Origin of the sequence: Streptomyces sp. WM6386 (assembly GCF_000972385.1) — a bacterium.
Lineage (GTDB): Bacteria > Actinomycetota > Actinomycetes > Streptomycetales > Streptomycetaceae > Streptomyces.
Window position 1 is genome coordinate 36,131 of the sequence record NZ_JXTE01000052.1, and the last position, 13,242, is coordinate 49,372.

The 13,242-nt window shown below is 72.0% G+C and carries 13 protein-coding genes and 1 tRNA gene; 4 read left to right on the forward strand and 10 right to left on the reverse strand.

All coding sequences use genetic code 11. The features are described 5' to 3' along the window. Positions 1-85: 85 nt before the first annotated feature. The gene (locus TN53_RS27905; RefSeq protein WP_046261444.1) at positions 86-889 is read right to left on the reverse strand and encodes an exodeoxyribonuclease III; all 804 of its coding nucleotides are present in this window, start codon (positions 887-889) and stop codon (positions 86-88) included. Positions 890-955: 66 nt separating this feature from the next. Between TN53_RS27905 and TN53_RS27910 the strand changes: the two genes are divergently transcribed. Further along, positions 956-1,432, forward strand: coding sequence for a GNAT family N-acetyltransferase (locus tag TN53_RS27910; protein ID WP_046261445.1), 477 nt, complete (start codon positions 956-958; stop codon positions 1,430-1,432). A 15-nt stretch (positions 1,433-1,447) separates the two neighbouring features. On the opposite strand, the gene TN53_RS27915 is transcribed toward TN53_RS27910, so the two are convergent. Both TN53_RS27915 and TN53_RS27920 read right to left on the reverse strand, forming a co-directional pair. Then, positions 1,448-2,107, reverse strand: a complete 660-nt coding sequence (locus TN53_RS27915; RefSeq protein ID WP_046261446.1) for a response regulator transcription factor — start codon at positions 2,105-2,107, stop codon at positions 1,448-1,450. Further along, entirely contained in the window at positions 2,080-3,348 is a 1,269-nt protein-coding gene (locus TN53_RS27920; RefSeq protein ID WP_095046776.1) for a sensor histidine kinase, read from the reverse strand. Before TN53_RS27920 ends, TN53_RS27915 begins: the two co-directional genes overlap by 28 nt. A gap of 185 nt (positions 3,349-3,533) precedes the next feature. Between TN53_RS27920 and TN53_RS27925 the strand changes: the two genes are divergently transcribed. Both TN53_RS27925 and TN53_RS27930 read left to right on the forward strand, forming a co-directional pair. Beyond that, the gene (locus TN53_RS27925) at positions 3,534-4,373 is read left to right on the forward strand and encodes an ABC transporter ATP-binding protein (RefSeq protein WP_095046773.1); all 840 of its coding nucleotides are present in this window, start codon (positions 3,534-3,536) and stop codon (positions 4,371-4,373) included. Beyond that, positions 4,367-6,748, forward strand: a complete 2,382-nt coding sequence (locus TN53_RS27930) for an FtsX-like permease family protein (protein WP_046261448.1) — start codon at positions 4,367-4,369, stop codon at positions 6,746-6,748. The genes TN53_RS27925 and TN53_RS27930 overlap by 7 nt, the downstream gene beginning before the upstream one ends. 111 nt (positions 6,749-6,859) lie before the next feature. On the opposite strand, the gene TN53_RS27935 is transcribed toward TN53_RS27930, so the two are convergent. The 7 genes from TN53_RS27935 to galU form a co-directional block, all read right to left on the reverse strand. Continuing rightward, positions 6,860-6,933 (reverse strand) — tRNA-Ala (locus TN53_RS27935). Positions 6,934-7,062: 129 nt separating this feature from the next. Next, the gene (glpR, locus tag TN53_RS27940) at positions 7,063-8,325 is read right to left on the reverse strand and encodes a gephyrin-like molybdotransferase receptor GlpR (RefSeq protein ID WP_046261449.1); all 1,263 of its coding nucleotides are present in this window, start codon (positions 8,323-8,325) and stop codon (positions 7,063-7,065) included. Between the two features lie 210 nt (positions 8,326-8,535). Continuing rightward, positions 8,536-9,204: a GNAT family N-acetyltransferase gene (locus TN53_RS27945; RefSeq protein WP_046261450.1), complete on the reverse strand. Its 669-nt coding sequence runs from the start codon at positions 9,202-9,204 to the stop codon at positions 8,536-8,538. Beyond that, a complete protein-coding gene (locus TN53_RS27950; protein ID WP_046261451.1) occupies positions 9,201-9,707 on the reverse strand; it encodes a MogA/MoaB family molybdenum cofactor biosynthesis protein in 507 nt (168 codons plus the stop codon). Before TN53_RS27950 ends, TN53_RS27945 begins: the two co-directional genes overlap by 4 nt. Then, a complete protein-coding gene (gene moaC / locus TN53_RS27955; RefSeq protein ID WP_046261452.1) occupies positions 9,704-10,183 on the reverse strand; it encodes a cyclic pyranopterin monophosphate synthase MoaC in 480 nt (159 codons plus the stop codon). Before moaC ends, TN53_RS27950 begins: the two co-directional genes overlap by 4 nt. Positions 10,184-10,268: 85 nt before the next feature. Continuing rightward, positions 10,269-11,591: a gephyrin-like molybdotransferase Glp gene (gene glp, locus TN53_RS27960; RefSeq protein ID WP_046261453.1), complete on the reverse strand. Its 1,323-nt coding sequence runs from the start codon at positions 11,589-11,591 to the stop codon at positions 10,269-10,271. A gap of 5 nt (positions 11,592-11,596) precedes the next feature. Beyond that, on the reverse strand, positions 11,597-12,499 hold the full coding sequence (gene galU, locus TN53_RS27965) for a UTP--glucose-1-phosphate uridylyltransferase GalU (RefSeq protein ID WP_046261454.1): 903 nt from the start codon (positions 12,497-12,499) through the stop codon (positions 11,597-11,599). A gap of 132 nt (positions 12,500-12,631) precedes the next feature. Here galU and TN53_RS27970 point away from each other — a divergent pair, with 132 nt between their 5' ends. Further along, positions 12,632-13,216, forward strand: coding sequence for a 5-formyltetrahydrofolate cyclo-ligase (locus tag TN53_RS27970; RefSeq protein ID WP_063776279.1), 585 nt, complete (start codon positions 12,632-12,634; stop codon positions 13,214-13,216). Positions 13,217-13,242 lie beyond the last annotated feature (26 nt).

Sequence of the window (13,242 nt, forward strand, 5' to 3'; positions counted from 1 at the left end):
GACGTTCACGGTCCGGTCGCATTCCTGATGCGCCCTGCAACACGTGTGGGGTGTGCCAGATGCCGGCACACCCCCACACCCCATGTCATTTGTCGAAGACGACCGTCACTGGAGCATGGTCCGACCACCGCTCGTCATAGCTCGCGGCCCGCTCCACGAACGCCTTGACCGCCTTGCCGGCAAGCCCCAGGGTCGCGACGGCGAGATCGATCCGCCAACCTGTATCCCGCTCGAAGGCCCGCCCCCGATACGACCACCACGAGTACGGCCCCTCGACATCGGGATGCAGCGCCCGCACGACATCGACGTACCCGCCGTCCGCCGCATCGAAGACCTGCGTCAGCCACTCCCGCTCCTCCGGCAGGAACCCGGAGTTCTTCTGGTTGGCGCGCCAGTTCTTCAGGTCGGCCGGCTGGTGGGCGATGTTCCAGTCGCCGCAGACGACGACCTCGCGGCCGTCGGCGGCGGCGCGCTCGCGCAGGCCCTTGAGATACGTCAGGAACTCGCCCATGAAGCGGATCTTCTCGTCCTGCCGCTCGGTGCCGACCTCGCCGGAGGGGAGGTAGAGGGAGGCGACGGTGACGCCGGGGAGGTCGGCCTCGACGTAGCGGCCGCTGGTGTCGAACTCCGACGAGCCGAAGCCGATCCGGACGCGGTCGGGCTCGCGGCGGGTGTAGAGGGAGACGCCGGCGCGGCCCTTGGCGGCGGCGGGCGCGTGCACCACGTGCCAGCCGTCGGGGGTGCGGACCTCCTCGGGCAGCTGCTGCGGCTCGGCGCGTACCTCCTGGAGGCACAGCACATCGGCGGAGGTGTCCGCGAGCCACTCCACGAAGCCCTTCTTCGCGGCGGCGCGCAGTCCGTTCACATTCACAGAGGTCACAGTGAGCACTCCGGCACGATACCGGCAGACTGGACTGGATCCCGTTCTGGAATGCATTGATATACGGTAGGAAGCATGAATATCCGTCGCGTCTCCTTCGACCACCCCGACGCCGTGAAGCTCAACGACCAGGTCCAGGCCGAGTACGCCGTCCGCTACGGCGACGACGGCGACGCCACGCACATGGATCCGGCCCACTTCGAACCGCCGAACGGCGCCTACCTCATCGCGTACGACGAGAGCGACGCCCCCGTCGCCACGGGCGGCTGGCGTGTCCAGGACGCCAACGAGGAGGGGAACCGCGACGGCGACGCCGAGGTCAAGCGGATGTACGTCACGGAGCAGGTGCGGGGCAGAGGGCTCGCCCGGCGCATATTGACGGCACTGGAGGATGACGCCCGGGCGGCGGGCCGGGTCCGCATGGTCCTGGAGACCGGCGACAAGCAGCCGGAGGCCATCGCGCTGTACACCTCCAGCGGCTACGAGCCGTGCGAGAAGTTCGGCTACTACCGGCACCACGAGGCGAGCCGCTGCTTCGCGAAGGCCCTCTGAGAAGTCCCGCGGCGGTCAGCTTCTGAGGTACGCGAGCACCGCCAGCACCCGCCGGTGGGTGTCGTCGGCCGGCGGCAGGTCCAGCTTGGTGAGGATCGAGCCGATGTGCTTGCCCACGGCCGCGTCCGACACCACCAGCGCCTTGGCGATCGCGCCGTTCGACTTGCCCTCGGCTATCAGCCCCAGCACCTCCCGCTCGCGCGGGCTGAGCCGGGCGAGCGGATCCCGGCGGCGACGCAGCAGTTGTCGTACGACTTCGGGGTCCACGACCGTGCCGCCGGCCGCCACCTCCCGCAGCGCGTCCACGAACTCCTCGACCTGGCCCACCCGGTCCTTGAGCAGATAGCCGACACCGGTCCCGTCGCCGGAGTCGAGGAGCTCGGCCGCGTATGCCCGCTGCACGTACTGGCTGAGCACCAGGACCGGCAGCCCGGGCCGCTCCTCACGCAGCTTCACGGCCGCGTGCAGCCCTTCGTCCTGGAAGCCGGGCGGCATCCGGACGTCCGTCACGACCACGTCGGGCGCGTGCTCGGCGGCCGCCGCGAGGAGCGCGTCCGCGTCGCCGACGGCCGCGACCACCTCGTACCCGAACCGCGTGAGCAGCCCGACGAGTCCGTCGCGCAGCAGCACGCTGTCCTCGGCGAGGACTATGCGCAGGGCTCGGTCGGCCGGCAAGGGATCTCCACTCGCAGCAGGGTCGGTCCACCCGGCGGGCTGGACAGGGAAAGTCTGCCATCGAGCACTGACACCCGGTCGGCGAGACCGGTGAGCCCGGTGCCGTTCGCGCTGGAGGCGCCGCCGCGTCCGTCGTCTCGAATGTCCAGCCTCAGCCGTCCGTCCGCATGTCCGCCACTGACGGTCGCCCGGCTCGCCCCGCTGTGCTTGGCCACATTGGCGAGGGCCTCGCAGACGACGAAGTACGCGGCGGTCTCGACCGGTTGGGGCAGACGCCCGGCGATGTCCAGCTCCACGTCCACCGGGACCGGGCTCCGGTCCGCCGCATCCGCGACGGCGGCTTCCAGTCCGTAGTCGGCGAGGACCTTGGGGTGGATGCCGTGGATGAGTTCGCGCAGTTCCGCGAGGACCTTCTCGGCCTCCCCGTGCGCCGTGGCGAGTTGGTCGGCGAGGGGGCCGGGCGGGGCGTCCAGGCGGGCGAGACCGAGCGTCATGGTGAGCGCGACGAGGCGCTGCTGGGCGCCGTCGTGCAGGTCGCGTTCGATACGGCGGCGTTCCGCCTCGAAGGCGTCCACCAACCGGACACGGGAGCGGACGAGTTCGGTGACCCGGTCGCTGTCCCCGGAGGCGCCGAGCAGGGCCTTCGCGACCTCGCCGCGCGCCCCGGCGGCCAGCCCGAGGGCGTACGCACCCACGAGCAGCAGCGGCACCCCGGCCGCCGCGACCCCGAAGGCGGTCGGCCAGGTGTCGACCGTCCACAGCTTGACGACCTTCGCCTCGCCGTCGGCGGCGACCAGCAGCGGCGTGGCCAGCAGGAACAGCGGCACCCCGGCGGCGAAGGCCACCACGAGCGCGTCCAGCGGCCACAGCACGAGACCGAGCAGCACGGCGTACGCCAACTCCCGCCAGGTGGCAGCCTCTTTGAGCCGCACGGTGAGCCACCTGGTGAGTCCGGGCGCGTCGGGCACCCGGTGCTGGGCGAGCGGCACCGGCCCCACCCCCGCCAGCCGCAGCCGCCACCGCTCGGCGGCGGCCACGGGGATCCCGCACAGCGCGGTGAGTACGAGCAGCGGCAGTCCGACGAGCACGACGGCCGTGGCGCCGCCCACGACGGCCCCCGCGACGATCACCACCAGCACGACCGACCCGAACACCGCCCCGCTCGCCAGGAACGCGACCGAACGCCACGGCCACGCCGACCTCAGATATCCACGCCTGCTCAGCGCCCGCCACACCGTCATGGAGATCACGGTAGAAGACGGGTGCGGGCGGACGTAATCCGTCCTGACAGACATCCGGGGGTATGCCTGGCCCTACCCCAAGTCTCGGTCCTGCCGCACTGATTCGCGGGGCGGCGGCGCGGTTTCGTAGAGCTCTCTTCGACTTAATGAGGGCCGTCGGCCTTCTGCGGACTTAATGAGGGCAGATGACAGACCACGCGATCCGACTGACCTCCGTCATCAGGCGGTACGGCGAGGGCGACGGCGGCGTGACCGCGCTCGACGGTGTCTCGCTCGGCTTCGGACCGGGCACGTTCACCGCCGTCATGGGGCCGTCCGGCTCCGGCAAGTCGACGCTGCTGCAGTGCGCGGCCGGACTGGACCGGCCGACGTCGGGCTCGGTGCGGATCGGTGGCACGGAACTGACCGGGCTGAGCGAACGGCGGCTGACCCTGCTGCGCCGCGAACGCATCGGCTTCGTCTTCCAGTCGTACAACCTCCTGCCCTCCCTGACCGCCGAACAGAACGTCCTCCTGCCGCTGCGGCTGGCCGGTCGGCGGGTAGCGAAGGCACGCGCGCGTGAGGCGTTGCGGCGGGTGGGGCTCGGTGAACGGGCCCGGCACCGGCCCGACCGGCTGTCCGGCGGCCAGCAGCAGCGCGTCGCCCTGGCCCGCGCGTTGATCCCCCGCCCCGACGTGCTGTTCGCGGACGAGCCGACGGGTGCGCTGGACTCCGCCGCCGGGCGTGAGGTGCTGTCCTTGCTGCGCTCACTGGTCGACACCGAGGACCGCACGATCGTGATGGTCACGCATGATCCGGTGGCCGCGTCGTACGCCGACCGCGTGGTCTTCCTGGTCGACGGGCACGTGCACGGGGAGGTGGTGGGGGCGTCGGCGGGGGAGATCGCGGCGCGTGTGACGTCGCTGGAGACGGGGGCGTCGGCGGGGGGCTCGGAGGTCGGTGCGGCGGAGGCCGGTGCCTCGGTGACCAAGGCTCCGGGGACCAAGCCTTCGGGAACCGGTGCCTCGGAGGTCGTCCCGTGCTGATGCTCGCCCTGCGGACCCTGCGCTCCCGTTGGACCGCCTTCATCGGCAGCTTCGTCGCCCTGGCCCTCGGCGTCGCCGTGATCGCCGTGATGGGCCTTGCCCTCGCCTCCTCTCTCGACGCCCCCGAGCGCGCACCGGAACGCTTCGCCGCGGCCCCGGTCGTGGTGAAGGGCCAGGACACCCTGCACGTACCGACCTCCATCGGCGACCGCACCCAGAGGCTGGCCCAGCCGCGGCCCGTGCCCGCGGGCACGGTGGCGGCGCTGCGGGAGCTGGGCAGGGTCACGCAGGACCGCACGTTCGTCGTACACGGCGACCTGGTGGGGCATCCATGGTCGACCGCGGCCTTCGCACCGTACGAACTGACCGCGGGCCGCGCACCCCGCGCGGCGGACGAGGTCGTGGCCACGGACGACCGGACGACGGTGGGACAGCGCCTGCGCACGGGGCGCGGGGTGGTGCGCGTGGTCGGCACGGTGGGCGCGCTCGGCTTCGAGAACGCGCTGTTCTACACGGATGCGCGGGCGGCCGCGTTGTCTCCGGTCAGCACACAGCTCGTGGTGGAGGCGGACGCCGCGTCGGTACGGCGCGCGGTGGACGGCCGCGCGCGGGTGCTGGCCGGTGACGAGCGCCGGCTCGCGGACGCCGATCCCGAGCGGGACGCCGAGGCGCTGACGACGCTGAACGCCCTGTTCGGCACGGCGGGCGGGGTGACCGGGTTCGTGTCGGTGTTCGTCGTCGCGTCGACCTTCGCCTTCGCGGTGGCCCAGCGTCGCCGGGAGTTCGGCCTGCTGCGCACGGCCGGCGCGACGCCGGGACAGATCCGGCGCACGGTGCTGACTGAGGCGCTGCTCGTCGGCGGACCGGCGTCCGCGGCGGGCTGCGCGCTGGGGGCGTACACCGCCCCGTGGCTGGCGGAGCGCGTGGTGGACGGCGGTGTCGCACCGGCCTGGTTCGCGATCGGCGACCACGTGTGGCCGTACCATCTCGCCTTCTGGACCGGTCTGTCGGTGGCTCTGTGCGGGGCGGTGGCCGCGTCCTGGCGGGCGGGCCGGACCGCGCCGACGCAGGCGCTGCGCGAGGCAGCGGTGGACGAACGCGCCCTGCCGCTCGGCCGCCTGCTGTGCGGGGCGGCCCTGCTGATCACCGCCGCGGTCACCCTCACAATCGCGCTGGTGACGGACCCTGGCGACCTGCTGCACCGCAAGACGTACGTCAGCCGCCCGATGCTCCTGATCACGGCGACGGCCCTGTTGGCCCCGGCTCTGGTCCGCCCCCTCACCAGGGTCCTCGCCCCGTGCGGCATGCTGGTCCGCTCGAACGCGGGCGCCGCTGTCCGCCGTACGGCCGCCGTCGCCGCCCCCGTCCTGATCATGGTGGCCCTGACGGGCTCGCTGCTCGGCGCCACGGCGACGCTGAACGAGGCGAGGGCGACGCAGGCGCGGGAGCGGACGGTCTGCGACTTCGTGCTGACGTCGCCGACCGGCTTCGCCCCGGACACGCTCCGCCACCTGCACGCGATCCCGGACGCCGAGGTCTCGGCGACCGCGTCGAGCTCCGTGTACGTCCTCGAGGAGGGGGTCGCCCTCATCAAGTCCGAGGCGCGCGCGGCCGATCCGAGGGCCCTAGCGGCGACCACGCGCCTGCCCCTGACGGCGGGCCGCGTCACCGACCTCGACGACGACTCGGTCATCGTCAACGAGGAGTGGGCGCGGCACGAAGTCGGCCGCCGGGTCACCGTCTGGCTCGGCGACGGCACCCGCAGGTCGCTCCGCATCGCCGCGGTGATGCCGGTCGGCACGGGCGACAACGGGGTGTACGTCACGCCGGCCAACGCGCGCGGGGCCGCTGTCGACCGGGTCGAGGTGACGGGAGGAACGGCGGCAGGGCTACGCAGGGTTCTGGGAGCCACGGACGTCTCCGTCCTCACCCGCGACGAGTGGCTGCGGACCACTTACCCCACGGCCACCTTCACGGACACCGACGAGAAGACCCGCCTCGGCTTGCTCCTCGTCCTGGGCATCGCGCTGCTGTACGCGGGTATCTCCCTCGCCAACACCCTGCTCATGGCGACGTCCGACCGCAAGCGCGAGTTCGCGTCCCTGCGGCTGGCGGGCGCCACGACCGGCCAGGTGCTGCGCCTCGTGGCCACGGAGGCCCTGGTGGTGGTGGCCGTGGGCGCACTCCTCGGCCTGCTGGTGACGGCTCTCAACCTCGGCGGCATGTGGGGCGCCCTGGACCTGCTGTCGGCACGCTCCCCGCTCCGCCTCCCCTGGCCCGAACTCGGCGCGGCCACAGGCGCGTGCGCGCTCCTCGCCGTCGTATCGGCGGTGCTTTCGGCGGCTCATGCCCTGCGCCGGAAAACCTCTCCATAGCCGCGGCCGATTCTTCTGACGCGGGATCAGCCCACGCGGTCGCTGTACGTCACTGCCGTACGCATGGCAAGGGGCCCGTTCCTGATATCAGGAACGGGCCCCTATGCTGCGTGGACCTGTGGGGATTTGAACCCCAGACCCCCTCGATGCGAACGAGGTGCGCTACCAGACTGCGCCACAGGCCCTTGCAACGAGTGAAACCTTAGCACCCCGATCGGGGTGCTTGGAAATCCGTTCCCGGCCCCGGCTGCGGTACAGCCACAGGTGGGACGGGGGGACGCGACGGCGGGGCGCGGCGCTCAGGGCCGCCGCGCCTACTCGTTGGCCGCGCGCGGCCGCTCCCCGTCCTCGTACTGATCGAAGAGGGGCGTACGTCCCCGCTCACGCGCCCGTCGCGCGGACGCGGCCCGGCGGGCGTCGCAGCGCTCGTCGTCCTCCGTCTTGTCCTCGGCGTGGGACGACTCCCCCGCCTCGGCGTCCTGCGCCGCACCGTCCTGCCCGGCACCGGACTCGGCACCGGCGCCACGCGCCTCCCGCTCCCCGGCGACCGAGCTGGACCGCGCCGAACTCCACGCGTCCGGCGCGCCCAGGTCCACCTCCGAGGTGGCCCGCGGAGCGACCGGCGCCGTCACATACGTCGGCAACGGCACCGGCACCGGCTCCCAGCTGTCCCCGTGCCCCGGCCTGCGCTGGCGCTCGCGCTGCTGGTCGACCCACTCAGCGTGGTCGGTCTGCTCGACGAGGGCGCGCCGGTCGGCGGCGAGCGCCGACAGCCCGGGGTCCTGCCCCGGCTCTGGTCCTTCGTCCGGTTCGTCCGCGTCGATCGCTTCGGCCGTCGGGCGCCGGCGCGGCTGACGCGCACGCTCCTTCAGCTGCCGCGCCGCCGCCTCGGCCCGCTGCCGGTCCATCTGGTAGGTGAAGCGGCGGCGCTCCTGGGAACGCAGGTAGGCGATGTACCCGCTCAGCAGGACGGCGGGCACGCCGGGCGCCCACAGGAACGCGAGCCCTCCGACGGCGGCGACGACCGCTCCGAGCGTGAAAGCGATGAAGAGCACCACGGTGGTGCGCCTACGGCGCGCGAGTGCCTTCGTGCGCCGGGCGCGCGCCGCGGCGGCTTCCGCAGCGGGCGAACGCCGGGCTGCGGGCACCTGCCTGCGTGCCGGAGCGGATGCGGGCGCCGGTGCGGAGACGGATGCCGGGGCGTGCGCTGCCGGGTCGGCCGCTCTCTCGCGTGCCGACTCACGCGCCGCTTCCCTGCGCGCCGACGCCTCCGCGTGCACGTCCGCGCGCACTTGCGGGCGCGTCGGAGGCGTGGCGAAGGCCCGGACGTCCACCGAGTCGGTGACGGCATCCGGGTCGACGGCGCTGGGCTCCCCCTCCTCGGTGGAGCGCGCCCGCAGGTCCTTGGCGTACCGGCGCTCCATCCCCGCCCGTCCGGACAGCAGCCGGATGGCGGTGCTGAAGCGTTCCGTCGGACGGGCCTCGTTCAGCTCGTCCTGCCTACGGAGCCACATCGGCACCAAGTAGGCGGCCCAGGCCCCGACAATGACTGCGTAGATGAGGCCGCTGCTGCTCACGCCTCACACGGTAGAGGGATTCGCGTGAGGCCATCCGCCAATTGGGCCGGTGTGTCGCACGATCTGGCTGATATTTCGAGCTTTTTTTGTGACCGATGCGATCAGCAGGCTGCCGGAGCCGTGAATTTAATGCCCTGAGACGATCGCCGCCCGATCACTTTCGAACATTTATTCAATTCCCGGGGTCACTTCCCTCGGCCGTTTTCCTGGCTACGTGGGATTCCCCGGCGTGTTCTGCGGGTTCCGGGGCGTGGTGTGCGGCGCCTTCTGTGAACGTGCCCGTCGCCATCGCCCGAGCAACCCATCCGGCACCTCTTCCGCGGTGAGCGCGAAGACGAGATGGTCGCGCCAGGCCCCGTCGATGTGGAGATAACGGGGCCGCAGCCCCTCCTCACGGAATCCGAGTTTCTCCACGACCCGGCGACTGGGCCCGTTCTCCGGGCGAATGCAGACCTCGACGCGGTGCAGTCCGACGCTCCGGAAACAGTGGTCCACGACGAGCGCCACGGCCGTCGGCATCACCCCACGGCCGGCCACCGACTCGTCCACCCAGTAGCCGACGTGTCCCGAGCACATCGAGCCCCAGGTGATCCCGGCGACGGTCAACTGTCCGACGAGCCGTCCCTGGTACTCGATGACGAACGGCAGCATCCGGCCCGCGTTCGCCTCGGCCCGCAGATGGCGCACCATCTGCCGGTAGGTCGGCCGGTGCGCGATCGGCCCGCTGGGCGTGGGCGGCGGGATGGTCGCCTCCCAGGGGCGCAGCCAGTCGCGGTTGCGCCGGTTGACCTCGCGCCAGGCCCGCTGGTCGCGCACCTTTATGGGCCGGAGGACGACGTCGCCGTCCGCCAGTACGACGGGCCAGGATGGGCTGTTCAGCTCGCACCCCCAGTGCCGGCCCCGGGTCTGGGGTGGTCGCCGCCGCGGATCTGGTCGACGGCGTGGACCAACAGGGGCTCCAGGACAGCGAGCCCGTCCTTCACTCCGCCGGTGGAGCCCGGCAGGTTGACGATCAGGGTCCGTCCCGCCACTCCGGCCAGGCCCCGCGAGAGCACGGCGGTCGGCACCTTCTCCCGTCCGAACGCCCGGATGGCCTCGGCGATGCCGGGCACTTCGTGGTCGATCACCTCGCGGGTCGCCTCGGGGGTGCGGTCGGTGGGCGAGATGCCGGTGCCGCCGGTGGTGACGACGACGTCGTACCCGGCGTCGACGGCGGCGCGCAGGGCCGCCCGGACAGGGTCCCCGTCGGGCACGATCTGCGGCCCCTCGACGTCGAAGCCGAAGCCCTTCAGGCCCGCGGCGATCAACGGGCCGCCCTTGTCCTCGTAGACCCCGGCGGCGGCCCGGTTGGAGGCGGTGACCACAAGAGCGCGATATGTCATGCCCGGCTCCAGTCGCCCGACTTGCCGCCCGTCTTCTCCTCCACCCGAACGTCCGTGATGACCGCTCCCTTGTCGACCGCCTTGACCATGTCGATCACGGTGAGCGCGGCGACGGAGACCGCGGTGAGGGCCTCCATCTCGACGCCCGTGCGGTCCGTCGTCCTGACCGTGGCGAGGATCTCCACCGCGTCGTCCACGACCGACAGATCCAGTTTCACACCCGACACCGACAACGGGTGGCACAGCGGGATCAGGTCCGGGGTGCGCTTGGCGCCCATGATGCCCGCGATCCGCGCTGTGGCGAGGGCGTCGCCCTTGGGGACGCCCTCGCCGCGCAGCAGCTCGATCACGCGGGGCGAGACGAGGACCCGGCCGCTGGCGCGGGCGGTGCGCGCGGTCACGTCCTTGTCGGATACGTCGACCATGCGGGCGGCGCCCGCCTCGTCGATGTGAGTCAGTCGGTCCTGCGTACTCATGCTGTGCGGCGCTCCCGGTCCCGGCCCTTCGCGGTACGGCGCGCGGGCCTGTTGTGCGCGACACGGTACCGCCAACCAGGAGCACTCAGCCGAGCAGGACCACCTCGACCTCGGTGCCGGGCTCGACGGACTCCACGTCCTCCGGGACGACGATCAGCGCGTCCGCGTGCGCGAGGGCCGCCACCAGGTGCGACCCGGCGCCACCGACCGGGGTCACCGTGCCGTCGGAGTAGGTCCCGCGCAGGAACTGCCTGCGTCCCTTCGGCGAGGTCAGCGCCTTGCCGGCGGTCAGCTTCGCGGTCACGCGCGGCCGGTGCACGTCCTCCAGGCCCATGAGAGCGCGGATCGCGGGACGGACGAACAGTTCGAAGGAGACATACGACGAGACGGGGTTGCCCGGCAGCGCGAGGAGCGGGGTGTGGTCGGGGCCGATGGAGCCGAAGCCCTGGGGCTTGCCGGGTTGCATGGCGAGCTTGCGGAAGTCGATGCCACTGCCGGCCTCGTCCTCGTCACCGACGGACGACAGCGCCTCCTTGACGACGTCGTACGCCCCCACGCTGACGCCGCCCGTGGTGACCATGAGGTCGGCGCGGACGAGCTGGTCCTCGATGGTGTTGCGGAGGGTCTCGGCGTCGTCCGCGACGGCGCCGACGCGGTAGGCGATGGCCCCGGCGTCGCGGGCGGCGGCGGTGAGGGCGAAGCTGTTGGAGTCGTAGATCTGGCCGTTGCCCAGTTGTTCGTCGGGCTGGACGAGTTCGCTGCCGGTGGACATGACGACCACGCGCGGGCGCGGGCGGACGCGTACCGTGCCGCGGCCGATCGCGGCGAGCAGTGCGATCTGCGGCGGGCCGAGGACGGTGCCGGCCTCGAGGGCGCGGTCACCGGCCTTCACGTCGCTGCCCTTCGCGCGTACGTGCGCGCGTGCCTCGGCGGGCCGGTGCACGTGCACGTGCCCCTCGGCGCCCTCGGGAGCCAGGGCGCGGGCGCGCATCCCGGTCGCGGGCCCCTCGCCGAGGCCTGCGTCGGTCCACTCGACGGGGACGACGGTCTCGGCGCCGGGCGGCAGCGGGGCACCGGTCATGATGCGGGCGGCCTGGCCGGGGCCCACGTGGAGCAGTTCGGCCTGGCCCGCCGCGACGTCCCCGACGACGTCCAGGACGGCGGGGAACTCCTCGCTCGCGCCCGCGACATCCGCGACCCGCACCGCGTACCCGTCCATGGAGCTGTTGTCGAACGGCGGCAGGGAGACCGGCACCGTGACGTCCTCGACCAGGACACAGCCCTGGGCGTCGAGGAGTTGCAGCTCGATGGGTTCCAGGGGGCGGACGGTCGCGAGGATGTCCTCCAGGTGCTCGTCCACCGACCAGAGGTGGTCCTGGCCGGTGGTGTGGGGCGCGGCGCTGCTCAACGTTGCTACATCTCCTCGGCTACGTAACTGCGAAGCCAGGTCCGGAAGTCCGGGCCCAGGTCTTCACGTTCGCACGCGAGTCTGACAATGGCACGCAGATAGTCACCACGGTCACCGGTGTCATAGCGGCGGCCCTTGAAGACGACGCCGTGCACCGGGCCGCCGACCTTCTCGTCCGCCGCGAGCTGCTGGAGGGCGTCGGTGAGCTGGATCTCGCCGCCGCGGCCGGGCTCGGTCTTGCGCAGTATGTCGAAGATGTGCGGGTCGAGGACGTAGCGGCCGATGATCGCGTAGTTGGACGGGGCGTCGGCCGCGGACGGCTTCTCGACGAGGTCGTGCACCTTGACCACGTCGGCGTCCTCGGTGGCGTCGACAGCCGCGCATCCGTAGAGGTGGATCTGCTCGGGTTCGACCTCCATGAGCGCGATGACGCTGCCGCCATGCCGCTCCTGGACCTCGACCATCCGCTTGAGCAGCGGGTCGCGCGGGTCGATCAGGTCGTCGCCGAGGAGGACGGCGAAGGGCTCGTGGCCCACGTGCGGCGCCGCGCACAGGACGGCGTGACCGAGGCCCTTGGGGTCACCCTGGCGGACGTAGTGCATGGTGGCGAGGTCGCTGGACTCCTGCACCTTCGCGAGCCGGCCGGCGTCGCCCTTCTTCTGAAGCGCCGATTCCAGCTCGTAGTTGCGGTCGAAGTGGTCCTCGAGCGGCCGCTTGTTGCGGCCCGTGATCATGAGGACGTCATCGAGACCCGCGGAGGCGGCCTCCTCGACCACGTACTGGATCGCCGGCTTGTCGACGACCGGCAGCATCTCCTTGGGAGTGGCCTTGGTGGCCGGCAGGAACCGGGTGCCGAGGCCTGCTGCGGGGATGACAGCCTTGCTGATCCGAGGGTGAGACTGAGTCATGCACGCAACCTTATCCGGTGCCTTTGCAGGGAATCTGAGGCTCCGGTTAATTAGCTCTGATATGAGCGTATTGGAAGGGTACGGGAGCGACCTTTGAGTCACAACGGACGTCCTGGAGAGCCTGACAAGCGAATGTTGCGGCGAGAGTTCCTCGCGGTGAGGAACAGGTTGACGGCCGATGACGTGCGCGAATCCGCGACCGCGCTGGCCGGGCGGGCGCTCGAACTGCCCGAGCTGGCGCGGGCACGCACGGTGGCGGCGTACGTCTCGGTGGGGAGCGAACCCGGCACGCTCACGCTCCTGGACGCGCTGCGCGCGCGGGGCGTGCACGTCCTGCTCCCGGCGCTCCTGCCCGACAACGATCTGGACTGGGGCGCGTACACCGGGGCGGGCTCCCTCGCGCGCGTCCAACACGGCGGAAAGATGGCCCTCTTCGAGCCCTCCGGGGAGCGTCTGGGCCCGGAAGCCGTGACCGGCGCCGACGTCGTGCTGCTGCCCGGCCTGGCTGTCGACGCGCGCGGTATGCGGCTGGGGCGCGGCGGAGGGTCGTACGACCGGGTGCTCGCGCGCCTGGAGCGCGCGGGCGCACACCCCGCTCTGGTCGTGCTGCTCTACGACTCCGAGATCGTCGAGCGCGTCCCCGAGGAGGCGCACGACCAGGCGGTGCACGCGGTGGTGACGCCGTCGGGCGTGCGTCGCTTCCGGGACGACGCGTGAGCCGCGGCATGTGAGCGCATACGAAG

Coding starts and splice junctions, on each gene's coding strand:
- TN53_RS27910 (WP_046261445.1), top strand. CDS start 956: ATGAATATCCGTCGCGTCTCCTTCGACCACCCCGACGCCGTGAAGCTC.
- TN53_RS27920 (WP_095046776.1), bottom strand. CDS start 3,348: ATGACGGTGTGGCGGGCGCTGAGCAGGCGTGGATATCTGAGGTCGGCG.
- TN53_RS27925 (WP_095046773.1), top strand. CDS start 3,534: ATGACAGACCACGCGATCCGACTGACCTCCGTCATCAGGCGGTACGGC.
- TN53_RS27950 (WP_046261451.1), bottom strand. CDS start 9,707: ATGACATATCGCGCTCTTGTGGTCACCGCCTCCAACCGGGCCGCCGCC.
- moaC (WP_046261452.1), bottom strand. CDS start 10,183: ATGAGTACGCAGGACCGACTGACTCACATCGACGAGGCGGGCGCCGCC.
- galU (WP_046261454.1), bottom strand. CDS start 12,499: ATGACTCAGTCTCACCCTCGGATCAGCAAGGCTGTCATCCCCGCAGCA.
- TN53_RS27970 (WP_063776279.1), top strand. CDS start 12,632: ATGTTGCGGCGAGAGTTCCTCGCGGTGAGGAACAGGTTGACGGCCGAT.